Here is a 25,664-nt window from a genome sequence, read left to right on the forward strand (position 1 = left end):
AACGAGGCATGCTGGGAGCAAGTGCCGGGGACTGCTCCAGGCGATCTTCCACGGGTCCGGTCCGGCCGGTCCGGGGACCGGTGCCCTCCGGAAAACGAGGACGTCGCCGCGAGCCGGGGCACGTACCCTTTTCTGTTGTGCCGAACGCCAACGAAGACACCCCGACTGCACTGAGCCAGGTGCAACGCCGCGCGGTCAGTGAACTGCTGCGCGTGTCCCCCGTCGCCGACGACCTCGCCCGCCGATTCCAGGAGGCCGGGTTCAGCCTCGCGCTGGTCGGTGGCTCGGTACGCGACGCCCTGCTCGGCCGGCTCGGCAACGACCTCGACTTCACCACCGACGCCCGCCCCGAGGACGTACTGAAGATCGTCCGTCCGTGGGCCGACGCCGTGTGGGAGGTCGGCATCGCCTTCGGAACGGTCGGCTGCCAGAAGGACGCCCGCGTCGGAGACGTCGACCAGCGCTTCCAGGTCGAGGTCACCACGTACCGCTCGGAGGCGTACGACCGGACCTCGCGCAAGCCCGAGGTCTCCTACGGCGATTCCATCGACCAGGACCTCGTCCGCCGTGACTTCACCGTCAACGCGATGGCCGTAGCCCTTCCGGAGAAGGAGTTCGTCGACCCGTACGGCGGTCTGGAGGATCTCGCCTCTCGTGTGCTCCGTACGCCGGGGACGCCCGAGGAGTCCTTCTCCGACGACCCGCTGCGGATGATGAGAGCCGCGAGGTTCGCCGCGCAGCTGGACTTCGAGGTCGCTCCCGAGGTTGTCGCCGCGATGAAGGAGATGTCCGGCCGGATCGAGATCGTCTCCGCGGAGCGCGTCCGTGACGAGCTCAACAAGCTGCTGCTCTCCGCCCACCCGCGCAAGGGCCTCGGGCTGCTCGTCGAGACCGGGCTCGCCGAGCACGTCATCCCCGAGCTGCCTGCGCTGCGCCTGGAGAGCGACGAGCATCACCGTCACAAGGATGTCTACGAGCACTCGCTGACCGTGCTCGACCAGGCGATCGACCTGGAGGAGGACGGGCCGGACCTGGTCCTTCGCCTTGCCGCGCTGCTCCACGACATCGGCAAGCCGCGGACCCGTCGCTTCGAGAAGGACGGCCGGGTCTCCTTCCACCACCATGAGGTGGTGGGCGCGAAGATGACCAAGAAGCGGATGACCGCGCTCAAGTACTCCAACGAGATGATCAAGGACGTCTCGCGCCTCGTGGAGCTGCACCTCCGCTTCCACGGCTACGGGACCGGCGAGTGGACCGACTCGGCCGTGAGGCGCTATGTCCGCGACGCCGGACCGATGCTCTCGCGCCTCCACAAGCTGACCCGGTCGGACTGCACCACTCGCAACAAGCGCAAGGCGACCGCGCTCTCCCGCGCCTACGACGGCCTGGAGGACCGCATCGGCCAGCTCCAGGAACAGGAGGAGCTGGACGCGATCCGGCCCGACCTCGACGGCAACCAGATCCAGGAGATCCTGGGGATCGGCCCCGGGCCGGCCATCGGTCAGGCCTACAAGTTCCTGCTGGAGCTCCGGCTGGAGAACGGCCCGATGGAGCACGCGCAGGCCGTCGTCGCGCTCAAGGAGTGGTGGGCCGAGCAGAGCTGAGCCGGCCGTGCCGAGCCGGTCGGCGCCGCGTCGACGTTTCACGTGGAACCCGCTGTTTCACGTGAAACAGCGGCGGATGTGAGGCGGTCACGAGGGGTGGTGTTTCACGTGAAACATCACCCCTCCGTGCGTTCCCCGCGCCGCAGGCCCAGGGCGATCCCGGCGTAGATCACGGCCACGAGCACGATCAGCAGCGTGGACCGGCCATCGGGCGGCAGCATCAGGGCCGCGACGCCCGCCGCGCTCACGAAGGCGACGTTGAACAGCACGTCGTAGAGGGCGAAGACCCGTCCTCGGTAGGCGTCGTCCACCGAGGTCTGCACCACCGTGTCCGTCGCGATCTTCCCTCCCTGGGTGATGAGCCCTAGGACGAAGGCGGCGACGAGGAACGGCGTGGGGGCGAAGGTCAGGCCGAGCGCCGGTTCCAGCACGGCGGCCGTCGCGGCGCACACGGTCATCCACCCGAAGGGACCGAGCCGCCCCACGGCCCAGGGGGAGATGACGGCGGCCGCGAAGAATCCGGCGCCCGACGCGGCCACGGCGAGTCCCAGCAGCCCGAGCCCCTCGGCCTCCGTGGAGCTCCAGGCGTAGCGGCAGAGCATGAGCACGGTGACGAACAGAGCGCCGTAGCAGAAGCGCATGAGGGTCACGGCGGCGAGAGCGCGGGCTGCGGGGCGCCTTTCGGAGAGATGCCGCAGTCCGGCGGCGAGCCCCCGGGCCGTCGAGGCCAGAGCCGAGGTGAGGGGCGCCGGCTCGGGCTTCGGATCGGGCCCGAGGAGCTCCCGGGGCATCCGGAGCGAGGCGAGGGCGGCGGCCAGATAGAGCAGGGCGCCGGAGGCCACCACGGTCGCGTTGGAGTTGTCGGCGAGCAGCTGGACGCCGAAGGCGAGACCGCCGCCCAGGGTCGCGGCGAGGGTGCCGGCGGTGGGGGAGAGCGAGTTCGCCAAGACGAGCCGTTCCTCGTCCACGACCCGTGGAAGCGAGGCGGAGAGTCCCGCGAGGACGAAGCGGTTGACGGCCGTGACGGAGAGCGCGGAGGCGTAGAAGAGCCAGTCGGGGACGGAGGCGAGGACGAGCACGGCGGTCCCGCAGGCGAGCAGGGCGCGCAGGAGGTTGCCGTACAGGAAGACCTGGCGGCGCTGCCAGCGGTCGAGGAGCACTCCGGCGAAGGGCCCGACGAGCGAGTACGGGAGCAGCAGGATCGCCATCGCGGAGGCGATCGCCGCGGCGGAGGTCTGCTTCTCGGGGGAGAAGACGACGTACGTGGCCAGGGCCACCTGGTAGACGCCGTCGGCGCACTGGGAGAGCAGCCGGACGGCGAGCAGGCGGCGGAAGTTCGTCAGGCGCAGGAGTACGCGCAGATCACGTACGACGGACATGGCAGCAAGACTCACATACGAAGAGGGTCCCCGGGCGGTAAGCCCGGGGACCCTCGATCGACAAGCGTGGGGCGCCTTAGCGCTCGACCTCACCCTTGATGAACTTCTCGACGTTGGCCAGGGCCTCGTCGTCGAAGTACTGCACCGGCGGGCTCTTCATGAAGTAGCTCGACGCGGAGAGGATGGGGCCGCCGATGCCGCGGTCCTTGGCGATCTTCGCGGCGCGCAGGGCGTCGATGATGACACCCGCCGAGTTCGGGGAGTCCCACACCTCGAGCTTGTACTCGAGGTTCAGCGGAACGTCGCCGAAGGCGCGGCCCTCGAGGCGCACGTACGCCCACTTGCGGTCGTCCAGCCAGGCCACGTAGTCCGACGGACCGATGTGGACGTTCTTCTCGCCCAGCTCACGGTCGGGGATCTGCGAGGTGACGGCCTGGGTCTTGGAGATCTTCTTGGACTCCAGGCGGTCGCGCTCCAGCATGTTCTTGAAGTCCATGTTGCCGCCGACGTTGAGCTGCATGGTGCGCTCAAGACGGACACCGCGGTCCTCGAACAGCTTGGCCATCACGCGGTGCGTGATGGTCGCGCCGACCTGCGACTTGATGTCGTCGCCGACGATCGGGACGCCCGCCTCGGTGAACTTGTCGGCCCACTCCTTGGTGCCGGCGATGAAGACCGGAAGAGCGTTGACGAAGGCGACCTTGGCGTCGATGGCGCACTGCGCGTAGAACTTCGCAGCGGCCTCGGAACCCACCGGCAGGTAGCAGATGAGGACGTCGACCTGGCGGTCCTTGAGGATCTGGACGATGTCGACCGGCGCCTCGGCGGACTCCTCGATGGTCAGGCGGTAGTACTTGCCGAGACCGTCGAGCGTGTGACCGCGCTGGACCGTGACGCCCTTGTTCGGGACGTCGCAGATCTTGATGGTGTTGTTCTCGCTGGCGCCGATGGCGTCGGAGAGGTCGAGGCCGACCTTCTTCGCGTCGACGTCGAAGGCGGCCACGAACTCGATGTCACGGACGTGGTAGTCGCCGAACTGGACGTGCATCAGGCCGGGCACCTTGGCCGCCGGGTCGGCGTCCTTGTAGTACTCGACGCCCTGCACCAGCGAGGCGGCGCAGTTGCCCACGCCGACGATGGCTACGCGAACCGAACCCATTCCGGTTGCTCCCTGTTGTGATTGTGGAAGCCCTGCTGTGCGCAGGGTTTCACTTGGCGGTGTCGTCGGACGGATCCGGCCGGGTACTGCCCCCGTGCCGGGGCAGGCCGCCCGTTTCTCCAGAATCGTTGTCGTGCAGAGCGGCGGCGTCGGGGCCGGATCGCTGATCCCGCCCCGCTCGCTCGCTCTCGATGAGCTCGTTCAGCCAGCGCACTTCGCGCTCCACGGATTCCATGCCGTGGCGCTGCAGCTCAAGCGTGTAGTCGTCGAGGCGCTCGCGGGTCCGGGCCAGAGAGGCGCGCATCTTCTCCAGACGCTCCTCCAGCCGGCTGCGGCGGCCCTCCAGGACGCGCATCCGCACCTCGCGCTCGGTCTGCCCGAAGAAGGCGAAGCGTGCGGCGAAGTGCTCGTCCTCCCAGGCGTCCGGGCCGGTGTGGGACAGGAGTTCCTCGAACTGATCCTTACCTGCCGGCGTCAACCGGTAGACGATCTTCGCTCGGCGCCCTGCGAGTGAAGCGGCGAGGGCTTCCTCGGGGGCACTGCCCGGTTCCTCGATCAACCAGCCGTTGGCGACCAGCGTCTTGAGGCAGGGGTACAGCGTTCCGTAGCTGAAGGCCCGGAAGACGCCCAGCGAGGTGTTGAGGCGCTTCCGCAGCTCGTACCCGTGCATCGGGGCCTCGCGCAGCAGGCCGAGAACGGCGAACTCGAGGATGCCGGAGCGTCTGCTCATTCGTCGCCTCCTCCTCCGCTTTCGGGACCCTTATGCCGTGCTGATGTATCGACTCGATACATCAGCACGATAGAACGGGCTGTCAGTCTCGACAAGTGGGACCGCCGTGACCGGCGTCACATCGTTAATTCACAGCGTTCGACTTGCCTGATTTGGGGTGAACTCCGGCCCAAGGTGGGTTTTGGCCGTGCGTAGTCTGTGCGGCATGCAGACCACCGGGAACCGAGAGATGCCGCGGGGCGTCAGTGCTGCGGGTGACCGGCTGCGGTACGGAGGGGCCTCCGATGGGGTTCCGGCCGTGCGCATTTCGGGGGGACCGGAACTCAACTGCCGCTTCCAGGCGTACGCGCCTGCCCGAGGAGTAGTCGTTCGATGAGCGAGCATCGTCGCAAAATGCCGCCGCAGCAGCCGCCGACGGGCGGTCGCGCGGAGGCACGGCGCGCTGCCCAGCAGCCGGTGGGCCGCAGGTCGGCCCCGGCCCATGACGTCGGTACGAGGGCCCCTTCGGCCTCGTACGGACCTTCCTCCCCCGCGGGGGAGGAGTCGCGCCCCTACGGGGGCCGCGCGGAGGCCCGCAGGGCCGCCCAGCGCGGCAGTCGCCGAAAGGGGGCTGACGCGGGCCCCGGGGGCCCCGGCGGCCCCGGAGGCGGACGCCGAGGCGGCGGCGGAGGCGGCCGTGGCAGTGGCCCGGGGCGGGGCTCCGGCGGTCGCCCGCCGGGCAAGAAGCGGATGATCGACTACCCGCGCTACGGCAAGCACGGCTGGCGTCGCTGGATGCCGTCGTGGAAGCTCGTGACGGGTACGTTCCTGGTCTTCGTCGGGACCCTGATGGGCGGCGCGGTCTTCGCGTACTCCAACGTGGTCGTCCCGAAGGAGGACGCGACCGCGATCTCGCAGAACAACATCTACTACTGGGCCGACGGCTCGCGCATGGTCGCGACCGGCAGTGGCGCCAACCGCCAGATCGTCGGCATCGAGCAGATCCCGAAGGTCATGCAGGAGGCCGTGGTCTCGGCCGAGAACAAGACGTTCTGGGACGACTCCGGCATCGACCCGATGGGCATCGGCCGCGCCGTGTGGAACATGGCCAAGGGCGGCGAGACCCAGGGTGGTTCGACCATCACCCAGCAGTACGTGAAGAACAACCGGCTCAACGACCAGTCGCAGACCGTGACCCGGAAGGTGAAGGAACTCTTCATCTCCATGAAGGTCGGCAATGAGAACGAGAAGTCGACGATCATGGCCGGCTACCTGAACACCGCGTACTACGGGCGCGGTGCCTACGGGATCCAGGCCGCCGCGCGCGCGTACTTCGACAAGGACGCCAGGTACCTCAACGCCAGTGAGTCGGCGCTGCTCGCCGCGGTGCTGAAGGGCGCGACGTACTACGACCCGGGCGGCTACCCGGAGATCGACCCCGAGGCCACGCCCGAGAAGAACCTCGACCGCGCCACCAAGCGGTGGAAGTGGATCCTCGACGAGATGGTCAACGACAAGAAGATCACCGCCGAGGAGCGCGCCAAGTACACGACCTTCCCGAAGGTCCAGAAGCGCAAGCAGGACGCCCAGCTGACCGGCCAGATCGGCTATCTCGTCAGCACGGCCAAGGCGAACTTCATCAACAAGAACACCGAGGGCATCGGCGCCAAGGAACTCGAGCGCGGTGGCTACGAGATCCACACCACCTTCCAGAAGCCGAAGGTGCAGGCGCTGGAGAAGTCGGTCAACAAGATCCTCAAGGAGTACATCGACCCGAAGAAGCGGCCGAAGGAGGACACCAACGTCCAGTTCGGCGGCGCCTCGGTGAACGCGCAGACGGGCGCGATCGTCGCGATCTACGGCGGTGTCGACGCCACCAAGCACTTCACCAACAACGCCGACCCGACCGGTGCCCAGGTGGGCTCGACCTTCAAGCCCTTCGTCCTGGCCGCCGCCATGAAGTACGGCGTGCGGGACAGCAAGTTGGGGCCGGAGCAGGGCGAGACCTCGCGCACGATCGTCGACCCGGACAAGAGCCGCTACTCCGGCAAGGACGGGCTGAAGATCCGCAGGTACGACGGCGAGATCTGGGAGAACGAGAAGGGCGAGGAGTGGCGCCAGACCAATGACGACGGCGCGAGCTACGGCAACATGACCCTCCGCGAGGCCATGATCCGCTCGGCGAACTCGCCGTTCGTGCAGCTGGGCATGGACATCGGCATCGACAAGGTCCGTGAGGCCGCCGTCTCCGCCGGTCTGCGCAAGGAATCGCTCGTCCAGGGCGAGGTGCCCTCGTTCTCGCTCGGTATCTCCAGCCCGAGCGCGATCCGGATGGCGGGCGCGTACGCGACCTTCGCCAACAACGGTGAGCAGAACGAGCCGTTCTCGGTGAACAAGGTGGTCAAGGGCGGCAAGACGATCTACAAGCACGAGGCGGCGGGCAAGTCGGCCTTCTCGCCGGCCATCGCCAGCAACGTCACGGACGTCCTCCGCGACGTCGTGGAGAACCCGAAGGGAACCGGTCGCAAGGCCGCCATCCCGGGCCGTGACGTGGCCGGCAAGACCGGTACGACCGACGGCAACAAGTCGGCCTGGTTCGTGGGCTACACCGCGCAGCTGTCGACCGCCATCGACATGTACCGCTTCGACGACGACGAGACGAAGAAGAACCGCGAGTTCCAGGAGATGTACGGCACGGGTGCCCAGCCGCGCATCCACGGTTCCTCGTTCCCGTCGCGGATCTGGAAGGACTACATGACGACTGCCGTGGAAGGCATGCCGCTCGTGGAGTTCCCCAAGCCGCTCGACCTGGAGAACGCGGAGCCCGTCTTCGGCGGTGGCGCCACCAGCCCGACCCCGAGCCCGACGGCCACGCCGACTCCCACCGCGACCACGACGCCGCCGACGACTCCCCCGGCCACCGCGACGACCACTCCCCCGGTCTCGCGGACGCCGAAGCCGGGCAAGACGACCTGCGACATCTGGGACTGGAACTGCAGCAACCCCGGCAACCCCGGCGGCAACACGGGGCAGCCCACCACCACGCCACCCGCGACCGACACACCGACGCCGACCGATACACCGACGGACGGCAACCCCGGAGGCGGGAACGGCAAACCCGGAGGCGGCGGGGCCTGGATTCCCTGATCCAGCCCGCCCGCGCACTCCCGTGAGGGCCGCCGCGGCCGCTCCGTACCTTCCGTACGGAGCCGGCAGCGGCGGCCCTCGCCGCTTTCCCGGAGACGTACGGCAGGATGTCCCCCATGCCGAGCCTCCAGAAGACGAGCGCGCCGCAGGACCGGCCACAGGGCCGCTCGCAGACGGTCATCCCCACCCACCGGGACAAGGTGGCCGCCGCGGGCAGCGAACTGATCGGCGGCCCCTACGGCCGCCGGGCGTCGTTCGGCACCGGGCAGCTGACGCCGGTGCGGGTGATCGCCCTCGTGGCCATCGGCATGTTCGCCCTCGGGATGGTGCAGAAGCTGCCCTGCTACAACTGGGCGTGGTTCGAGGGCATCACCTCCCAGTACACCCACGCCTGCTACTCGGACATCCCGCACCTCTACGAGGGGCGCGGCTTCGCGGCGGGCCTCGTGCCGTACTTCGACCGGCTGGGCGGCGACATACCGTTCCTGGAGTACCCCGTCCTCACCGGCCTCTTCATGGAGGTCGCGGCCTGGCTGACGCCGGGCGGCGGGGCCATGCGGGAGCAGGAGCAGGCCTTCTGGCTGGCCAACGCGGGCATGCTGATGGCCTGCGCGGCCGTTCTCGCGGTCTGTGTGGCCCGTACGCACCGGCTGCGCCCGTGGGACGGGCTGCTCGTCGCCCTGGCGCCCTCGATCGCGCTGACGGCCACCATCAACTGGGACCTGCTGGCCGTCGCGCTGACCGCCGCCGCCGTCCTGATGTGGTCGAGGGAACGGCCGCTGGCCTTCGGCGTCCTGCTCGGTCTGGCCACCGCCGCCAAGTTCTACCCGATACTGCTTCTCTGCCCGCTGCTGATGCTCTGCTGGCGGGCCGGGAAGTGGCGGGAGTTCGGGACCGCGGTGCTCGGCGCGGCCGGTGCCTGGCTGGTGGTCAACCTGCCCGTGATGCTGATGGCCCCCGAGGGCTGGAAGCAGTTCTACCTCTTCAGCCGGGACCGGAACGTCGACTTCGGCTCGGTCTGGCTGCTGATCAGCCAGCGGACGGGCGACTCGATCCCGCCGGACCGGGCCAACCTGTACGCGCTGCTGCTGATGCTGGTGGCCGTGGCGGGCCTCGCCTACCTGGCGTTCACGGCGCCCCGCAGGCCCCGCTTCGTCCAGCTGGCCTTCCTGATCGTCGCGGCGTTCGTACTGACCAACAAGGTCTACTCACCGCAGTACGTCCTGTGGCTGGTCCCGCTGGCGGCGCTCGCCCGGCCGCGCTGGCGCGACTTCCTGGTCTGGCAGACGTGCGAGGTCATGTACTTCGTGGGCGTCTGGATGTACCTGGCGTTCACGAACAGCGGCGTCGCCAAGCAGGGCCTGCCGGTGGACGGCTATCAGTTCGCGATCGTCCTGCACCTGCTCGGCACGCTGTACCTGTGCGTGATGGTCGTACGCGACATCCTGACGCCCGAGACGGACCCGGTCCGGCAGGACGGCGCCGACGACCCCTCGGGGGGCGTCCTGGACGGCGCGGAGGACGTGTTCGTCGCCGGCCGGGCGGCCCATCCGGCCCGGCACGCGGCCCCCGCCGCGGACGAGGGCCTGCTGGTGGAATGGGGAACCCCCGGGGAACAGAGTCCCCGGGGGTGAGCGGTACCGGCCGGCTCAGCGCTCCACGAGCCGGTCGAACTGTGTCGTGGTGTGGCGCAGATGCGCCACGAGCTCGTCGCCGACCCGCGGCTCCTGGGCATCGGCCGGCACGAACAGGATCGACACCTGCATGTGCGGCGGCTCGGCGAACCAGCGCTGCTTCCCGGCCCAGACGAACGGCGACAGGTTCCGGTTGACGGTGGCGAGCCCCGCCCGTGCGACGCCCTTGGCGCGCGGCATGACGCCGTGCATCGCCTTGGGGGCCTCCAGGCCCACGCCGTGCGAGGTGCCGCCGGCGACGACGACCAGCCAGCCGTCCGACGCGGCCTTCTGCTGGCGGTAGCCGAACCGGTCGCCCTTGGCGACCCGGGTCACGTCGAGGACCGCGCCCCGGTACTCGGTGGCCTCGTGGTCGCCCAGCCACAGCCGGGTGCCGATCCGGGCCCGGAAGCGGGTCTGCGGGAACTGCTGCTGGAGCCGGGCCTGCTCCTGGGCCCGCAGATGGCTCACGAACATGGTGTGCAGCGGCAGCCGGGCGGCCCGCAGCCGGTCCATCCAGCCGATGACCTCCTCGACGGCGTCGGTGCCGTCCGGGCGGTCCAGCGGGAGGTGCAGCGCGAAGCCCTCCAGGCGTACGTCCTCGATGGCGGCGTGGAGCTGCTGGAGCTCCTCCTCGCGGACACCGTGCCGCTTCATCGAGCTCATGCACTCGATGACGACCCGGGCGCCCACCAGGGCGTGGACGCCGTCCACCGACGACACGGAGCGGATCACCCGGTCGGGCAGCGGAACCGGTTCCTCACCGCGGCGGAAGGGGGTGAGGACCAGCAGGTCGCCGCCGAACCAGTCCTTGATCCGCGCGGCCTCGTACGTGGTGCCCACGGCGAGCATGTCGGCGCCGAACCGGGCCGCCTCGTCCGCGAGGCGTTCATGGCCGAAGCCGTATCCGTTGCCCTTGCAGACCGGGATCACACCGGGGAACTGGTCGATGACGGTCTTCTGGTGCGCGCGCCAGCGAGCGGTGTCGACGTAGAGGGAGAGCGCCATGGCCGGCCCGGAACCTTTCTGATGGCAGCGGTGTGTCAAAGGTATGTACGAGACTACGGAAACGTCAGCGGTACGCCATGGGGCGGCGGCGCGACGTCGTGGATCAGCGGCGCGACATGTAGATGTCGAGTGCCTTGTGCAGCAGCTTGTTCAGCGGGAAGTCCCACTCGCCGACGTACTCGACGGCCTCGCCGCCGGTGCCCACCTTGAACTGGATGAGCCCGAAGAGATGGTCGGTCTCGTCGAGCGAGTCGGAGATGCCGCGCAGGTCGTAGACGGTCGCACCCATCGCGTACGCGTCGCGCAGCATCCGCCACTGCATCGCGTTCGAGGGCCGGACCTCACGGCCGATGTTGTCGGAGGCGCCGTAGGAGTACCAGACGTGCCCACCGACGACGAGCATCGTCGCCGCGGAGAGGTTCACGCCGTTGTGACGCGCGAAGTACAGCCGCATGCGGTTGGGGTCCTCGGAGTTGAGGACGGTCCACATGCGCTGGAAGTACGAGAGAGGGCGCGGCCGGAAGTGGTCACGGACAGCCGTGATCTCGTACAGCCGCTGCCACTCGGCCAGGTCCTCGTAGCCGCCCTGGACGACCTCGACACCGGCCTTCTCGGCCTTTTTGATGTTGCGGCGCCACAGCTGGTTGAAGCCCTTGAGGACATCGTCGAGCGAACGGTTCGCCAGCGGCACCTGGAAGACGTAGCGGGGCTGTACGTCACCGAAGCCGGCGCCGCCGTCCTCGGCCTGCTGCCAGCCCATCTTCCGCAGCCGGTCGGCCACTTCGAAGGCGCGCGGCTCGATGTGGCTGGCCTCGACGTCCTTGAGGCGCTTGACGTCCGGGTCCTGGATGCCGGACTTGATGGCGGCCGAGTCCCAGCGGCGGATGACGACCGGCGGGCCCATCTTCACCGAGAAGGCGCCCTGCTGCTTGAGGTGCGCCAGCATCGGCTGAAGCCAGTCGTCGAGGTTGGGCGCGTGCCAGTTGATGACCGGGCCCTCGGGCAGATAGGCGAGGTAGCGCTTGATCTTCGGGAGCTGGCGGTAGAGCACCAGACCGACACCGACGAGCTCGCCGGTCCTGTCGAACCAGCCGAGGTTCTCCGAGCGCCACTCCGTCTTCACATCAGCCCACGCCGGGACCTGGCAGTGGCTCGCTGCGGGCTGGCTCTGGATGAAACCCAGATGCTGCTCGCGGCTGATGGTCCTCAGGGTCAGGCTCATGCGGGGCGCTCCTCGGCAGGTGTGTCCCCATCGGTCAGGGGCTCCGGCTCTCGCGCCGAAGCCTACTGTGACCGGGAGCGCCCCGAATGGGCACGTACGCCCTGACGTGCCGCCCGGCTCAGCTGATGACACCGCCGAAGAGCCCGCCGTGCGCCATGCCGAGGTAGAAGCCGAACGCCGAGGCGCCGAGTCCGAGGATCAGCAGGAAGCGCTCGCGTGTCGTCACGGAGATGAACTGTCCGTAGGCGCCGGTCAGGATGCCGATGAGGCCTGTCCAGGAACTCAGCAGGTGCAGGTTGTGGAACTGCGCGGTGACGAAGGCGATCACACCGAGGACCAGGGTCACCCCGACCAGGGCGTCCTGGATGGGGTGCGGTTTGCCGTCGGTGGCGAAGAGGGAGTGGCCGGGGTCGGGTCGCATTGCCTGTGCCATGGGGCACCTCCTGGCGTAGCTGCCGGAAGGCGGCGCATCGTAGCGCCGCCGACATCCGTTGTGTACAGATTGCGTCCCCTCACCGGAGAATTTCAACCGCAGGCCGATGTGCAGGTACTCTGTACGGTCTGCACCGGTGTCTGCCCTGGTCCGTACTGGATCCCGGCGGTGCCCCTCGTTCGCCGAGGGGGACTGTCCGCGGTGGCGGCTACCGTTGCTAACGCATCACGACCCTCCTGCCACGGAACGACCGTGGCCGCTGAGTCCAAAGGAGGTGGGTTCCACATGCGTCACTACGAAGTGATGGTCATCCTCGACCCCGATCTCGAGGAGCGCGCTGTCTCCCCGCTGATCGAGAACTTCCTTTCCGTCGTCCGTGAGGGCAACGGAAAGGTCGAGAAGGTCGACACCTGGGGCCGTCGTCGTCTCGCCTACGAGATCAAGAAGAAGCCCGAGGGCATCTACTCGGTCATCGACCTGCAGGCCGAGCCTGCGGTCGTCAAGGAGCTCGACCGACAGCTCAACCTGAACGAGTCGGTCCTCCGGACCAAGGTCCTCCGTCCCGAGACCCACTGAGCTTCTAGCTCAGTGGTCATCGGGTTCGAGTAGCAGCAAAGCAGCCAGAAGCAATCCCGCCGAGAGGTACCCCCATGGCAGGCGAGACCGTCATCACGGTCGTCGGCAATCTTGTCGACGACCCCGAGCTGCGCTTCACCCCGTCCGGTGCGGCGGTCGCGAAGTTCCGTATCGCGTCCACTCCCCGCACCTTCGACCGTCAGACCAATGAGTGGAAGGACGGCGAAAGCCTCTTCCTCACCTGCTCGGTCTGGCGTCAGGCGGCGGAGAACGTCGCCGAGTCGCTTCAGCGAGGCATGCGCGTCGTCGTGCAGGGCCGGCTGAAGCAGCGGTCCTACGAGGACCGTGAGGGCGTCAAGCGCACGGTCTACGAGCTGGACGTCGAGGAAGTCGGCCCCAGCCTCAAGAACGCCACGGCCAAGGTCACCAAGACCACCGGTCGAGGCGGCCAGGGCGGTTACGGCGGCGGTGGCGGCGGCGGCCAGCAGGCCGGCGGCGGTGGCAGCTGGGGTGGAAACTCCGGCGGTGGCCAGCAGGGTGGTGGCGGTGCTCCCGCCGACGACCCGTGGGCGACCGGCGGTTCCTCCTCCTCCGGCGGCGGCCAGCAGCAGGGCGGCGGAGGCGGCTGGGGTGGAAACTCCAGCGGCGGCGGCTACTCGGACGAGCCCCCCTTCTAGGGCGCGAGCCCTCGAAGCAGCTCGTATCCCCACTTCTTGATCACACAGGAGAAACACCATGGCGAAGCCGCCTGTGCGCAAGCCTAAGAAGAAGGTCTGCGCGTTCTGCAAGGACAAGACCGTGTACGTGGACTACAAGGACACGAACATGCTGCGGAAGTTCATTTCCGACCGCGGCAAGATCCGTGCCCGCCGCGTGACCGGCAACTGCACGCAGCACCAGCGTGACGTCGCCACGGCCGTCAAGAACAGCCGTGAGATGGCGCTGCTGCCCTACACGTCCACCGCGCGATAAGGAAAGGGTGACCGACCAATGAAGATCATCCTGACCCACGAGGTTTCTGGCCTCGGTGCCGCTGGCGACGTCGTCGACGTCAAGGACGGCTACGCTCGCAACTACCTGGTCCCGCGTGGTTTCGCGATCCGCTGGACCAAGGGTGGCGAGAAGGACGTGGCGCAGATCCGCCGCGCCCGCAAGATCCACGAGATCGCGACCATCGAGCAGGCCAACGAGATCAAGGCCCAGCTCGAGGGTACGAAGGTGCGCCTGGCCGTTCGCTCCGGCGACGCCGGCCGTCTCTTCGGCTCCGTGACCCCGGCCGACATCGCCTCGGCGATCAAGTCCGCGGGTGGCCCCGACGTCGACAAGCGTCGCGTCGAGCTCGGTTCGCCGATCAAGACCCTTGGCTCGCACCAGGTCTCCGTGCGTCTGCACGCCGACGTGGCCGCGAAGCTCGGCGTCGAGATCGTCGCCGCGTAACGCTGCCCCTGGCAGTCTGTGCTCAGCAGTGAGGAAGGGCCGCACCCCTCGGGGTGCGGCCCTTCCGCTGTTGTTCGCCCTGTTTCGGGCGGCGCTGTTTCACGTGAAACGCCCTGTTTCACGTGAAACATTCAGCGGGTGGCGCCCGTGACGATCCAGCGGCCCGAGCGGGAGCGCAGCCATAGGGTGGCCATCCGGACGGTCATCATCAGCGTCATCGCCCACCAGAGCGCGGTCAGCCCGCCACCGAGCACCGGTATCAGGAGGGCGACCGGGGCGAAGACCGCCAGGGTCAGCAGCATCGCCCAGGCCAGGTAAGGGCCGTCGCCCGCCCCCATCAGGACGCCGTCGAGGACGAAGACGACCCCGGAGATCGGCTGTGAGACCGCGACCACGAGCAGGGCAGGGAGCAGGGTGTCCTGGACGGTGGTGTCGCCGGTGAAGAGCGGGACGAACAGCGGACGGGCGACGATGAGCAGAGCGCCGAGCACCACTCCCGAGACCACGCCCCACTGGACCATCCGGCGGCAGACCTGGCGGGCGCCGAAGGCGTCGTCGGCGCCGAGGTAGCGCCCGATGATGGCCTGGCCCGCGATGGCGATCGCATCGAGCGCGAAGGCCATCAGGCTCCACAGGGACAGAATGATCTGGTGGGCCGCGACCTCCGTGTCGCCCATCCGGGCGGCGACCGCCGTGGCGATCATCAGGACCGCGCGGAGCGAGAGCGTACGGACGAGGAGCGGGACACCGGCCTGTGCGGAGGCGCGGATGCCGGCCGGGTCGGGGCGGAGCGAGGCTCCGTGGCGCCGGGCGCCGCGTACGACCACGACGAGGTAGGCGGCGGCCATGCCGTACTGGGCGATGACCGTGCCCCAGGCCGATCCGGCGATGCCGAGGCCCGCCCCATAGACGAGTCCGATGTTGAGGGCGCCGTTGGCCGCGAAGCCGGCGATGGCCACGTAGAGCGGTGTACGGGTGTTCTGGAGGCCGCGCAGGACGCCGGTGGCGGCCAGGACCACCAGCATCGCGGGGATGCCGAGGCTGGAGATCCGGAGGTAGGTGATCGCATGGGGGGAAGCGGTGTCGGAGGCCCCGAAGAGGTCGACCAGCCAGGGCGAGGTGGGCAGGGTCAGTGCGACGACGGCGGCGCCGAGGAGGAGCGCGAGCCAGATGCCGTCCATGCCCTGTCGGATGGCCGCGGGGAGATCGCCCGCGCCGACGCGCCGGGAGACGGCGGCGGTGGTGGCGTAGGCGAGGAAGACGAAGACGCTGACGGCGGTGGACAACAGGGCGGCGGCGATCGCGAGACCCGCGAGTTGCGGCGTGCCGAGGTGGCCGACGATGGCACTGTCGACCATGAGGAAGAGAGGCTCGGCGACGAGAGCACCGAACGCCGGCAGGGCGAGGGAGACGATCTCGCGGTCGTGCTGTCGGCGGGTGGCCTTGGAGGTCGCGGGGGCCTGGGTCATGGGGGTCAATCTAATCTTCCACAGGTAAGAGATGCAATGTGTGTGCAGCCCTTACTTGTGGAGGGTAATGGGCTTCGGGTGTGGGCCGTTTGTTCTGATCTTGGTCCAGGGTGAAAAGTTTTTCTCCCCCACAGCCCGTGGATGGGAAAAGTGCAGGTCAGGCCGGTGGGGGTGAGGGGTCTATGAGTTTGTCCACATGGCTGTCCCCCGCTCCGTGCACAGGTTCCGGCAAGTTCTCCACAGCATTGGGGCCTTCACCCACAGGGCCTGTGGATAACCAGATTGGCTGACGCCCCTCGCGGGCCTACCGTGGTCCGGCGCCCAACGCGCCAGAAGCGGTCGCGAAGCCACTCGTCGATCAAGGCGTGGCGTAAGAAAGAGCGGCACGGCGAGGTCCGCTGAGCGGACGGGAAGAGGTGCTTGGTGAGCGTTCCCGAGCCGATGGACGACCCCTGGGCCGATGGCGGTCCCAGCGACCGGCTGCCCACTCGTACCCGAGGTGAAGGGCGCGGCCGTGGCCGCGGGCGCGACGACCAGCACGAGCGGGGCGGAGACGGCCCCTGGGACGGCGGGCTCTCCGGCTTCGAGCGGGTCCCTCCGCAGGACCTGGACGCCGAGCAGTCCGTCCTCGGCGGCATGCTGCTCTCCAAGGACGCCATCGCGGATGTCGTGGAGATCATCAAGGGCAACGACTTCTACAAGCCCGCGCACGAGACCGTCTACGCCGCGATCCTCGACCTCTACGCCAAGGGCGAGCCGGCCGACCCGATCACGGTCGGCGCCGAGCTCACCAAGCGCGGCGAGATCTCCCGTGTCGGCGGTGCCTCGTACCTCCACACGCTGGTCCAGTCGGTGCCGACCGCGGCCAACGCCTCGTACTACGCGGAGATCGTCCACGAGCGGGCCGTGCTGCGGCGCCTCGTGGAGGCCGGCACCAAGATCACTCAGATGGGATACGCGGCCGACGGAGACGTCGACGAGATCGTGAACTCGGCGCAGGCCGAGATCTACGCGGTCACCGAGCAGCGCACGACCGAGGACTATCTGCCGCTCGGCGACATCATGGAGGGGGCGCTCGACGAGATCGAGGCGATCGGCTCCCGCAGCGGTGAGATGACCGGTGTGCCCACCGGCTTCACCGACCTCGACTCCCTGACCAACGGCCTCCACCCAGGTCAGATGATCATCATCGCGGCCCGTCCCGCCATGGGTAAGTCGACGCTGGCCCTGGACTTCGCACGGGCGGCGTCCATCAAGCACAACCTGCCCAGCGTCATCTTCTCCCTCGAAATGGGCCGCAACGAGATCGCGATGCGCCTGCTCTCGGCCGAGGCGAGGGTCGCGCTGCACCACATGCGCTCCGGCACGATGACCGACGAGGACTGGACCCGCCTCGCCCGCCGTATGCCGGACGTGTCCCAGGCTCCGCTCTACATCGACGACTCCCCGAACCTGTCGATGATGGAGATCCGCGCGAAGTGCCGCCGGCTCAAGCAGCGCAACGGCCTCAAGCTCGTGATCATCGACTATCTGCAGCTGATGCAGTCGGGCGGCTCGAAGCGGCAGGAGAGCCGCCAGCAAGAGGTCTCCGACATGTCGCGAAACCTGAAGCTCCTCGCCAAGGAGCTGGAACTGCCGGTCATCGCGCTCTCCCAGCTGAACCGTGGCCCCGAACAGCGCACCGACAAGAAGCCGATGGTCTCCGACCTGCGTGAGTCCGGCTCGATCGAGCAGGACGCGGACATGGTCATCCTGCTGCACCGCGAGGACGCCTACGAGAAGGAGTCACCCCGCGCGGGCGAGGCCGACATCATCGTCGGCAAGCACCGAAACGGCCCGACGGCCACGATCACCGTCGCCTTCCAGGGCCACTACTCCCGCTTCGTGGACATGGCTCAGACCTGACGCGAGCGTGAGACAGCGGGAAACTGCTCAGTGCCTCGTCTCGTACCTGGTCAGGACCACGCCGCCGGGAAACGTCCGCGTCTCCAGCAGGTTCAGGTTCACCCAGCCGTCCGGTGCGGTGAAGAACGGCGTGCCGCCGCCCACCAGGACCGGATGGGTGGCGATCACGTACTCGTCGATCAGCCCGGCGCGCATGGCCGCCCCGGCGAGCGTTGCGCCGCCGATGTTCATGGGGCCGCCGTCCTCGGCCTTGAGCCGGGTGATCTCGGCGATCGCGTCGCCGGTGACCAGGCGGGTGTTCCAGTCGACCTTGTCGATCGTCGAGGAGAACACCACCTTCGGCGTGTCCCGCCAGTTCCGCGCGAACTCGATCTCCGCCGGGGTGGCGTCGGGCTGCCGGTCGCCGGTCGGCCAGTAGGAGCTCATCGTCTCCCAGAGCTTGCGCCCGTACAGCGACAGGCCACTGGCCTGCTCGTGGGCGAGCCACCACTGGAACAGCTCGTCGCTCGGCGGTCCGCTCCAGCCGATGTCGTCGCCGACCGCGGCGATGTAGCCGTCCAGGGTCAGGTTCATGCCGTAGATCAGTTTCCGCATGGCCCAGCCTTCCGTCCGTGGATGTCCGATATATAGACCAGCGTGGCGCGGGAAACTCATCGGTGCGCGATCTGGGCTCGCCGGTGAGATCGGCATGTCGCGAGCGGCGAGACCCTACGGGGCTCGTAGCGGTCTGCGGCCTCACTCGGTCCGGTGGGGGCTCGCGTGGGAAGTTTTGGGTGGGGGATCGCGTTGAATGTGGTTCATGACTGCATCTTTTGACGGGCTGTTGCCGGGTACCGAGCGGGCGTTGGCCCATCGGGTTGCTGTTGCTCAGGCCGAGGGGCGGGCGCCTTCTTTTGTGGGGGCCGTGGTTCGCGACGGGGTGATGGTGTGGAGCGGGGCGCGTAGTTGTGTGGACGGGCATGCGCCCGATGCCGATACGCAGTTCAGGATCGGGTCCATCACCAAGGTGTTCACCGCGGTGCTGGTGATGCGGCTGCGGGACGAAGGTCTGCTCGGGCTCGACGATCCACTGGAACGGCACCTCAAGGGCACGGGCGTCGGTGAGGTGACGATCGCCCAACTCCTCGGCCACAGCGGTGGTCTCGCCGCCGAGACGCCCGGAGCGTGGTGGGAGCGGTCCTCCGCCGTGCTGCGGCCGGAGCTCTCCGACGTACTGGGGGAGCGTCCCTTCCTGAGGGCGCCGGGGCGGAGTCATCACTACTCCAACCCCGGCTACACGCTGCTCGGTTCGCTGATCGAGGCCGTGCGCGGGGTGTCCTGGGAGGAGGCTCTGCGGAGCGAGATCCTGGAGCCGCTGGGGATGGGCCGGACGACCGCTCAGCCGGTCGCCCCGCACGCCGGGGGCTGGGCGGTGCACCCCTGGGCCGATGTGATGCTTGCCGAGCCCTCGGAGGACCTGGGGCTGATGGCCCCGGCCGGGCAGCTCTGGTCGACGGCGGAGGATCTCGGGCGATTCGCCGCGTTTCTGGCGGCGGGTGACGAGCGGGTGCTCGCCCTGGCCTCCGTCGAGGAGATGCGTGCTCCGGCGGCCCCGGACGGCGAAGGTGAGTGGGAGGGGAGCTACGGGCTCGGCCTCCAGCTGGTGCGCAGGGACGGCCGGACCCTGATCGGTCACACGGGTTCGCTCCCGGGCTTCGTCGCCGCCCTGTGGGTGAGCGTCGAGGACGGTCTGGCGGCGGTCGCCCTCTCCAATGCCACCTCGGGGCCGCTGACGGGGACCGTGGCCGCTGATCTCGTGGGGATCGTGGCGGAGGCCGAGCCGAGGTTCCCGGAGCCCTGGCGACCGCTTCCGGAGTCCGAGGTCGACGAGGAACTGCTGTCCTTGACGGGGCCCTGGTACTGGGGCACGTACGCCTACGGGCTCCGGATCGGTGCCGAGCGGAGCGTGGTGCTCGAACCCCTGCGGGGCGCCGGGCGGCGGGCCCGGTTCCGGGCGCTGCCCGAGGGGGGCTGGGTCGGGCTGAACGGCTACTACGAGGGGGAGACGCTCCGGGCCGTACGGCGTGACGACGGCAGCGTGAGCCATCTCGACCTGGGCTCGTTCGTCTTCACCCGGGAGCCGTACGCACCCGCGGACGCGGTGCCGGGTGGGGTGGACGAGGCCGGCTGGCGCGGTCTCTGAGCCTGTGGGGTGGGTGTTTCACGTGAAACACCCACCCCACAGGGCGGTGTTTCAGAGGCTCTTCTTGAAGCCCACATGGGAGGCCTCGAAGCCCAGGCGCTCGTAGAACCGGTGGGCGTCCGTGCGGCTGGCGTCCGAGGTCAGCTGGACGAGCCGGCACCCCTGGCGCCCGGATTCCTCGACGGCCCACTCGATGAGCCGGGTCCCGAGGCCGCTGCCGCGCTCGGCGGCGTGGATGCGGACGCCCTCGATGATCGAGCGGGTGGTGCCCCGGCGGGAGAGGCCCGGGATCACGGTCAGCTGGAGGGTGCCGACGACCTGGCCCGCGCGGGCGGCCACGACGAGGTGCTGGTGGGGGTCGTTCGCGAGGCGCTCGAAGGCCGTGAGGTACGGCGCGAGGTCGTCCGGGGATTCGCGCTGCGCGCCCAGGGGGTCGTCGGCGAGCATCGCGACGATGGCAGCGAGGTCCTCCGCGGTGGCGGGGCGTATCTCAAGATCGCTCATGCCCCGCAGCGTACGCGCGGCCGGTGGCCGTCACACGGTGACGGGCTCACCTTCCACGACCCGGACCAGCGGGGCCAGCTCCGGGTTCTTCGCGGCCTCGTCGAGTGCTTCGCGCAGCGCGCTGTCATTGGTGGGGCGGGCCTCGGCCAGGAGCTTCAGGCCGGCCTCGGTGACATCCGTGTAGATGCCGCGCCGGTCGGTGGCGCAGAGGTACCGGGTGAGCAGGCCCCGGTCTTCGAGCCGGGTGACGAGCCGGGTGGTGGCGCTCTGGCTGAGCACGACCGCGTCGGCGACCTGCTTCATCTGGAGGTGACCGCCCGGTCCGCTGTGCTGGCGGCTGAGGACGTCGAGGAGCGAGTACTCCCGCACGCTCAGACCGTGCCCGGCCTCCAGGGCGCGTTCGAGGTGCGCCTCGATCCTGCCGTGCAGCAGGCTGAGGGCGCACCAGCGCTGGGAGAGCGCGGTGAGTGCGGGATCCGTCGCGGTCATGGTCTCTCCTCGGTCTCCCGTCGGCGCCGGAGTGGCTTCCTGGCCCAGGATAGACGATCCGGCGCAATAATGCGCGTCTGCAAGTAATTGTCCGGGGGAGGTGCCGGTACCTCCGGCTCAGCCGGCCGCGACCGTCAGCGGTGCGAAGCGGCGGACCCAGTTGCCCGGGAGGTCCGGGAGAGAGCGGATCATCACCGAGTTGAAGGCGATCGACTCGATGCCGTTCTCCTTCAGCCAGCTCAGCAGCTCCGTGTGGCGCACGTCGATGTCCGTACGCAGCGGTCGGTCGCTCGCGGTCGCCAGCGAGGCGATCAGCGCCTGCGCGGTGGCCGGGTCGCGGGCGATCAGGGGCCCGATGACATGGGTGTCCATGTTGGGCCAGGCCGCCGCGAAGCCGGTGATCTCGCCGTCCTCCTCCACGACCCGCAGGTGATCCGCGAACGCGGGGAGCCGGGTGATGACATGGGTGCGGTCGAGGCCGAAGACCTCGTGGTCGAGGCGCAGGATCGCCTGGATGTCCTCCGCCGTCGCCGCGCGGACCGGAACCGCCGGGGCGGGCGTGGTGAAGGTGAACCGGCCGCGCACCATCTCGGCCCGGCCGATCTGGGAGAAGCCGAGCTGCTCGTACAGCGGCTGCCCGTTCGGCGTGGCGTGCAGGGTGAGCGGGGTGTCTCCGGCTTCCGCCAGGACGTGCTGCATGAGCCGACGGCCCACCCCTCGGCGTGCGTGGCGTTCGGCGACGAGCACCATGCCGATCGCCGCGAGGCCGGGGCCGTAGGACGTGACGATGCAGGAGGCGGCCAGTCCGGGGCCGTCCGGGTCGTCGATGCCGTACCCGGTCCCCGCGGTGAGCAGCAGCCCCCACTTGTGCTCCTCGCGCGGCCATCCCCGGTTCTCGGAGAGGTCGGAGCATGCGAGGAGGTCGTCCGACGTGAGGCGTCGGACAGGGAGGTGCACGAGCGAAGAGGGGGAAGTCGGCATGGTTTCATGCTGTCCGACGTGGTGATCATCCGTCCACCGCTTTACCGGACCTGGCCGATACCCGAGGGGACGTTGATTCCACCCCGTGGCATGGAGACGATGTTTCACGTGAAACCCCGAACGCGACGACTCCACCTCTTCGACCTCGACGGCACCCTGATCCGAGGATCGGCGGCTGCTGTGGAGATCTCGCGGCAGCTGGGTCTCGTCGATGAGATCGCCGCCCTGGAGGAGGGCTTCCTGCGCGGGCTCACCCCGGACGAGTTCGCCGTCCGGGCGCGTGCGCTCTGGGCCGAGCTCACCGTGGAGCAGGTCGCGGCTGCCTTCGACGGGGCGCCGTGGCTGACCGGCATCCGTGAGGTCTGGGCCGACATCCGGGAGCGGGGCGACCGCTGTGCGGTGATCTCGCTCTCGCCCGACTTCTTCGTCGAGCGGCTGCTGGCCTGGGGTGCGGACGTGGCGCACGGCTCGCGTTGGCCGGCCGTGCCCTTCACCGAGGAGATCCACCGCCCTTCCATCCTCGACGCGAGGGCGAAGGTGCGGATCGCGCGCGGGCTCTGCGAGGAGTACGGGGTCGATCCGGCCGACTGTGTCGCCTACGGGGACTCGATGTCCGACGCGGAACTCTTCGCGATCGTGCCGGAGACCGTGGCCGTGAACGCGGACCACCATCTCGCCGGGCTGTCCCTCCACAGCTACACCGGAGGCGATCTGCGCGAGGCCTACGCCCTCGTCCAAAACCGCGCAGCTTAACCAGAATCCCCGCCGTTTGGCCCGAGAACGCCGCTTTCCGTCCGAACCGGGGACCGGAGGCCCCATGCTGCGACCACGGAAGCCGGCCAGCGCGAGGGCGAGGCACATGATGGACGCTCCGACCACCACGAGGGCGGCGGGGGCAGCGGACGGCCGCGAGCCCGGGTCGACGCACCCGTACGAGGCAGGGGTGCCGGACGGGCTGGCGGCCCCGACGGACGGGCCGGCGTCCCCGGAGACCACGAACGAACCCCGGATATCGGGGGCAGCGCCCGCCACGACCGGGCCGGCGCCCGCCACGACCGGGGCAGCGTCCGCCGCCACCAGCGCGGCGCCCGCCACCGCCGTCGGACCGTCAGCCGATGCCGTGCTCGTCCGGCGGACCCTGGAGGAGATCGCCCCGGTCGCCGACCGGGTGACCTCGTACTTCTACGCCCTGCTCTTCATTCGCAACCCCGAGCTGCGCGAGATGTTCCCCGCGGCCATGGACACCCAGCGGGACCGGCTTCTGAGTGCCCTCCTGACGGCGGCGGAGCATCTGGACGATGCCCCGGTGCTCACCGCGTACCTGGAGAACCTCGGCCGGGGGCACCGTAAGTACGGCACCCACTCCGCCCACTACCCGGCTGTCGGCGAGGCCCTCATCGGGGCGCTCGTCCGGTACGCGTCGACGACCTGGGACCGGGAGACCGAGGCGGCCTGGGTGCGGACGTACACGACGATCTCGCAGATCATGATCGACGCGGCGGCGGAGGACGAGCGGTCGGCGCCCGCCTGGTGGCACGCCGAGGTCGTCTCCCACGACCTGCGCACCCCCGATGTCGCCGTCGTCACGCTCCGCACCGACCAGCCGTACCCCTTCCTCGCGGGGCAGTACACGACGCTGGAGACCCCGTGGTGGCCGCGGATCTGGCGGCACTACTCCTTCGCCTCGGCGCCCCGGCCCGACGGGCTGCTCTCCCTCCATGTGAAGGCGGTGCCGGCCGGGTGGGTGTCCAACGCGCTGGTCCACCGGGCACGTCCGGGGGACGTGCTGCGACTGGGCCCGCCGGCCGGATCCATGACGGTCGACCACGCCACGGACACCGGGCTGCTCTGCGTGGGTGGCGGCACGGGGATCGCGCCGATCAAGGCGCTGGTCGAGGACGTCGCCGAGCACGGGGACCGGCGCCCCGTCGACGTGTTCTACGGGGCGCGCAGCGGCCATGACCTCTACGACATGGACACCATGCTGCGGCTGCAGAGGACCTTCCCGTGGCTCTCGGTCCATCCGGTCACCGAGGAGCAGGGCCGGCTTCCGGAGGCGGTGTGCAGCCTGGGCCCCTGGGACGAACGCGACGCCTATCTGTCGGGGCCGCTCGGCATGGTCCGCCGTGGTGTGGACGCGCTGCGGGGAGCGGGGGTCCCCGTGGAGCGCATCCGGCACGACTTCCTCGCGGAGCTCACCCCGGCCGATCAGCCCAGGTCGGGGGCGTGCATCGCCCGGACGCCCTCGATGTTGCCGTCGAGGTAGTGGCGCAGGGAGAGGGGGACGAGGTGCACGGCCGCGATGCCGACCCGGCTGAACGGGACCCGGACGATCTCGTACTCGCCGACCGGTTCCTCCATCTCGGGGCCGTGGCGCAGCGAGGTGTCCATGGAGTCGAGCCGGCACACGAAGAAGTGCTGGACCTTCACCCCGGAGACCCCGCCGTCGACGATGTGCTCGACGGTGTCGACGAAGCAGGGCACCACATCGGTGATCTTGGCGCCGAGCTCCTCGTGCACCTCGCGGTGCAGGGCCTCGACGACGGTGCTGTCGGAGGGTTCCACGCCGCCGCCGGGCGTGAGCCAGTAGGGATCCATCCCCGGCTTGGTGCGTTTGATGAGGACGAGGTCGTCGCCGTCGAGGAGGATGGCGCGTGCGGTGCGCTTGATCACGGGCCGTTCGTTCATGGGAAGAAAATGGCCCGTTCGGGGTGTCCTGAAACTCACCAGTCCCCGGCGGCCCGCAGGAGGCGCTCATGAGCCTTCGCGAGGAGCGAGAGGGCGAGCGTCCCCGTCCGCACGACCAGGAAGTACGTCCGCAGCGGAGGGACCGGAGGGTCGAGCAGCGCCACGAGCCGTCCCTGTTCCAGGGCCTCCTCGCAGAGGTAGCGGGGCAGCACGGCGAGCCCGGCGCCCGAGGCGGCGGACTCGCGTACGGCCCGCAGGTCGGGGGCGATGACGGTGGCGGACACCGCCGGCTTGGTCTCGAAGACGCTCGCCCAGTAGCGGGCGACGAACGGCAGCGACTCGTGCACCTCGACCACCGGAAGCTGTTCGAGGACCACCGCGCCCTTGTGGAGGAGCACGTCGGGGGTGAGACGGGCCGCCCAGCGGGGGGCGGCGACCAGGACGTACTCCTCGTCGCAGAGCGGGGTGGCGACGAGGAGACCGCCGCGCGGGCGGGCGGTGGCGACGGCCAGGTCGTGGTGGCCGGCGGCGAGACCGTCGAGGATCTCCGCGGTGTTCCCGAGGAAGGACGCCCGTACGGCGAGACCCTGCTCGACCAGCGGGGTCAGGGCGGGCAGCACGCGGAGCGCGGTGAACTCCGGAGGCCCGGCGACATGGAGGGTACGGACGCCGCTCTCCCCGTCGAGGCCGGTGTCGGCGATCTCGACGAGGGCGTCCAGGTGGGGAGCGGCCCGATGGGCGAGCTCGTCGCCGACGGTGGTCGGTGTGACCCCGCGGGCCTGTCTGAGGAAGAGCGGCCGCCCGAGCTGCCGTTCCAGGGTCCTGATCTGGCTGGTGACGGCCGGCTGGGAGAGCCCGAGGAGCGCGGCGGCGCGGGTGAAGGAGCCGGCCCGGTGCACCGTGACGAACGTGCGCAGCAGGGCCAGATCCATGTCCGCCCCCTCCCGGCCGTGCGGCCGTTCGACTCAGGCGGTCGGCTGACTGCGCCTCAGGACCGTCCAACTATAAATAAGTCGATAGGTCTCTGTCGCTACCGTGATTGGACACTGACGCACAGTCAACTAGCCTTGCTCAGGCGGTCTCCGCGCGTGGGAACGAG

The 25,664-nt window shown here is 69.3% G+C and carries 24 protein-coding genes; 11 read left to right on the forward strand and 13 right to left on the reverse strand.

The window, feature by feature from the left end; all coding sequences use genetic code 11:
- Window positions 1-137 precede the first annotated feature (137 nt).
- Window positions 138-1,604 (forward strand): CCA tRNA nucleotidyltransferase, encoded by a 1,467-nt coding sequence (locus tag V4Y03_RS16790; protein ID WP_332435446.1) that lies wholly within the window; start codon window positions 138-140, stop codon window positions 1,602-1,604.
- A 116-nt stretch (window positions 1,605-1,720) separates the two neighbouring features.
- Here the strand turns inward: V4Y03_RS16790 and V4Y03_RS16795 are convergent, their stop codons facing one another.
- The 3 genes from V4Y03_RS16795 to V4Y03_RS16805 all read right to left on the reverse strand — a co-directional run bounded on the left by V4Y03_RS16795 (window position 1,721) and on the right by V4Y03_RS16805 (window position 4,872).
- Entirely contained in the window at window positions 1,721-2,983 is a 1,263-nt protein-coding gene (locus tag V4Y03_RS16795) for an MFS transporter (RefSeq protein WP_332435447.1), read from the reverse strand.
- Between the two features lie 76 nt (window positions 2,984-3,059).
- Window positions 3,060-4,142: an inositol-3-phosphate synthase gene (locus V4Y03_RS16800; protein ID WP_317873335.1), complete on the reverse strand. Its 1,083-nt coding sequence runs from the start codon at window positions 4,140-4,142 to the stop codon at window positions 3,060-3,062.
- A gap of 49 nt (window positions 4,143-4,191) precedes the next feature.
- Window positions 4,192-4,872, reverse strand: a complete 681-nt coding sequence (locus V4Y03_RS16805) for a PadR family transcriptional regulator (RefSeq protein WP_317873336.1) — start codon at window positions 4,870-4,872, stop codon at window positions 4,192-4,194.
- Window positions 4,873-5,244: 372 nt separating this feature from the next.
- Between V4Y03_RS16805 and V4Y03_RS16810 the strand changes: the two genes are divergently transcribed.
- Window positions 5,245-7,998, forward strand: coding sequence for a transglycosylase domain-containing protein (locus V4Y03_RS16810; protein ID WP_332435448.1), 2,754 nt, complete (start codon window positions 5,245-5,247; stop codon window positions 7,996-7,998).
- Between the two features lie 116 nt (window positions 7,999-8,114).
- On the forward strand, window positions 8,115-9,632 hold the full coding sequence (locus tag V4Y03_RS16815; RefSeq protein ID WP_317875336.1) for a glycosyltransferase family 87 protein: 1,518 nt from the start codon (window positions 8,115-8,117) through the stop codon (window positions 9,630-9,632).
- A gap of 15 nt (window positions 9,633-9,647) precedes the next feature.
- Here V4Y03_RS16815 and V4Y03_RS16820 read toward each other — a convergent pair whose 3' ends face one another.
- The 3 genes from V4Y03_RS16820 to V4Y03_RS16830 all read right to left on the reverse strand — a co-directional run bounded on the left by V4Y03_RS16820 (window position 9,648) and on the right by V4Y03_RS16830 (window position 12,334).
- Window positions 9,648-10,679 (reverse strand): alanine racemase, encoded by a 1,032-nt coding sequence (locus tag V4Y03_RS16820; protein WP_317875335.1) that lies wholly within the window; start codon window positions 10,677-10,679, stop codon window positions 9,648-9,650.
- Between the two features lie 103 nt (window positions 10,680-10,782).
- On the reverse strand, window positions 10,783-11,901 hold the full coding sequence (locus V4Y03_RS16825; protein ID WP_317875334.1) for a lipid II:glycine glycyltransferase FemX: 1,119 nt from the start codon (window positions 11,899-11,901) through the stop codon (window positions 10,783-10,785).
- A 118-nt stretch (window positions 11,902-12,019) separates the two neighbouring features.
- Window positions 12,020-12,334: a hypothetical protein gene (locus V4Y03_RS16830; protein ID WP_073908773.1), complete on the reverse strand. Its 315-nt coding sequence runs from the start codon at window positions 12,332-12,334 to the stop codon at window positions 12,020-12,022.
- 285 nt (window positions 12,335-12,619) lie between these two features.
- Between V4Y03_RS16830 and rpsF the strand changes: the two genes are divergently transcribed.
- The 4 genes from rpsF (at window position 12,620) to rplI (ending at window position 14,347) form a co-directional block, all read left to right on the forward strand.
- Complete coding sequence (gene rpsF / locus V4Y03_RS16835) at window positions 12,620-12,910, forward strand: 30S ribosomal protein S6 (protein ID WP_015034882.1); 291 nt, start codon at window positions 12,620-12,622, stop codon at window positions 12,908-12,910.
- A gap of 74 nt (window positions 12,911-12,984) precedes the next feature.
- Complete coding sequence (locus tag V4Y03_RS16840; protein WP_317875333.1) at window positions 12,985-13,587, forward strand: single-stranded DNA-binding protein; 603 nt, start codon at window positions 12,985-12,987, stop codon at window positions 13,585-13,587.
- A 58-nt stretch (window positions 13,588-13,645) separates the two neighbouring features.
- The gene (gene rpsR, locus V4Y03_RS16845; RefSeq protein WP_003956534.1) at window positions 13,646-13,882 is read left to right on the forward strand and encodes a 30S ribosomal protein S18; all 237 of its coding nucleotides are present in this window, start codon (window positions 13,646-13,648) and stop codon (window positions 13,880-13,882) included.
- 18 nt (window positions 13,883-13,900) lie between these two features.
- A complete protein-coding gene (gene rplI / locus V4Y03_RS16850) occupies window positions 13,901-14,347 on the forward strand; it encodes a 50S ribosomal protein L9 (protein ID WP_056565090.1) in 447 nt (148 codons plus the stop codon).
- A 131-nt stretch (window positions 14,348-14,478) separates the two neighbouring features.
- Here rplI and V4Y03_RS16855 read toward each other — a convergent pair whose 3' ends face one another.
- A complete protein-coding gene (locus V4Y03_RS16855; protein WP_332435449.1) occupies window positions 14,479-15,816 on the reverse strand; it encodes an MATE family efflux transporter in 1,338 nt (445 codons plus the stop codon).
- 423 nt (window positions 15,817-16,239) lie between these two features.
- On the opposite strand from V4Y03_RS16855, the gene dnaB reads away from it, so the two are divergent.
- On the forward strand, window positions 16,240-17,721 hold the full coding sequence (gene dnaB, locus V4Y03_RS16860) for a replicative DNA helicase (protein WP_317875331.1): 1,482 nt from the start codon (window positions 16,240-16,242) through the stop codon (window positions 17,719-17,721).
- 27 nt (window positions 17,722-17,748) lie between these two features.
- Here dnaB and V4Y03_RS16865 read toward each other — a convergent pair whose 3' ends face one another.
- Window positions 17,749-18,315, reverse strand: a complete 567-nt coding sequence (locus tag V4Y03_RS16865) for a dihydrofolate reductase family protein (RefSeq protein ID WP_332435450.1) — start codon at window positions 18,313-18,315, stop codon at window positions 17,749-17,751.
- Between the two features lie 205 nt (window positions 18,316-18,520).
- On the opposite strand from V4Y03_RS16865, the gene V4Y03_RS16870 reads away from it, so the two are divergent.
- Entirely contained in the window at window positions 18,521-19,903 is a 1,383-nt protein-coding gene (locus V4Y03_RS16870; RefSeq protein WP_332435451.1) for a serine hydrolase domain-containing protein, read from the forward strand.
- 51 nt (window positions 19,904-19,954) lie between these two features.
- Here the strand turns inward: V4Y03_RS16870 and V4Y03_RS16875 are convergent, their stop codons facing one another.
- The 3 genes from V4Y03_RS16875 to V4Y03_RS16885 all read right to left on the reverse strand — a co-directional run bounded on the left by V4Y03_RS16875 (window position 19,955) and on the right by V4Y03_RS16885 (window position 21,877).
- Window positions 19,955-20,407, reverse strand: a complete 453-nt coding sequence (locus V4Y03_RS16875; RefSeq protein WP_332435452.1) for a GNAT family N-acetyltransferase — start codon at window positions 20,405-20,407, stop codon at window positions 19,955-19,957.
- Window positions 20,408-20,437: 30 nt separating this feature from the next.
- Window positions 20,438-20,896, reverse strand: coding sequence for a MarR family winged helix-turn-helix transcriptional regulator (locus V4Y03_RS16880; protein WP_332435453.1), 459 nt, complete (start codon window positions 20,894-20,896; stop codon window positions 20,438-20,440).
- 117 nt (window positions 20,897-21,013) lie between these two features.
- Window positions 21,014-21,877 carry a GNAT family N-acetyltransferase gene (locus V4Y03_RS16885; protein WP_332435454.1) on the reverse strand — a complete coding sequence of 288 codons (864 nt, stop codon included), beginning with the start codon at window positions 21,875-21,877 and terminating at the stop codon, window positions 21,014-21,016.
- A gap of 99 nt (window positions 21,878-21,976) precedes the next feature.
- Here V4Y03_RS16885 and V4Y03_RS16890 point away from each other — a divergent pair, with 99 nt between their 5' ends.
- Both V4Y03_RS16890 and V4Y03_RS16895 read left to right on the forward strand, forming a co-directional pair.
- On the forward strand, window positions 21,977-22,630 hold the full coding sequence (locus V4Y03_RS16890; protein ID WP_332437199.1) for an HAD family hydrolase: 654 nt from the start codon (window positions 21,977-21,979) through the stop codon (window positions 22,628-22,630).
- Between the two features lie 106 nt (window positions 22,631-22,736).
- Window positions 22,737-24,143, forward strand: coding sequence for a globin domain-containing protein (locus V4Y03_RS16895; protein ID WP_332435455.1), 1,407 nt, complete (start codon window positions 22,737-22,739; stop codon window positions 24,141-24,143).
- Here the strand turns inward: V4Y03_RS16895 and V4Y03_RS16900 are convergent.
- A complete protein-coding gene (locus tag V4Y03_RS16900) occupies window positions 24,086-24,565 on the reverse strand; it encodes an NUDIX hydrolase (RefSeq protein WP_317876323.1) in 480 nt (159 codons plus the stop codon). The two genes, V4Y03_RS16895 and V4Y03_RS16900, sit on opposite strands and share 58 nt — an antisense overlap.
- Before the next feature lie 35 nt (window positions 24,566-24,600).
- Window positions 24,601-25,497: a LysR family transcriptional regulator gene (locus V4Y03_RS16905; protein WP_317876322.1), complete on the reverse strand. Its 897-nt coding sequence runs from the start codon at window positions 25,495-25,497 to the stop codon at window positions 24,601-24,603.
- Window positions 25,498-25,664 lie beyond the last annotated feature (167 nt).

Source organism: Streptomyces sp. P9-A4, from assembly GCF_036634195.1.
In the GTDB taxonomy this organism is placed as follows: Bacteria; Actinomycetota; Actinomycetes; order Streptomycetales; family Streptomycetaceae; genus Streptomyces.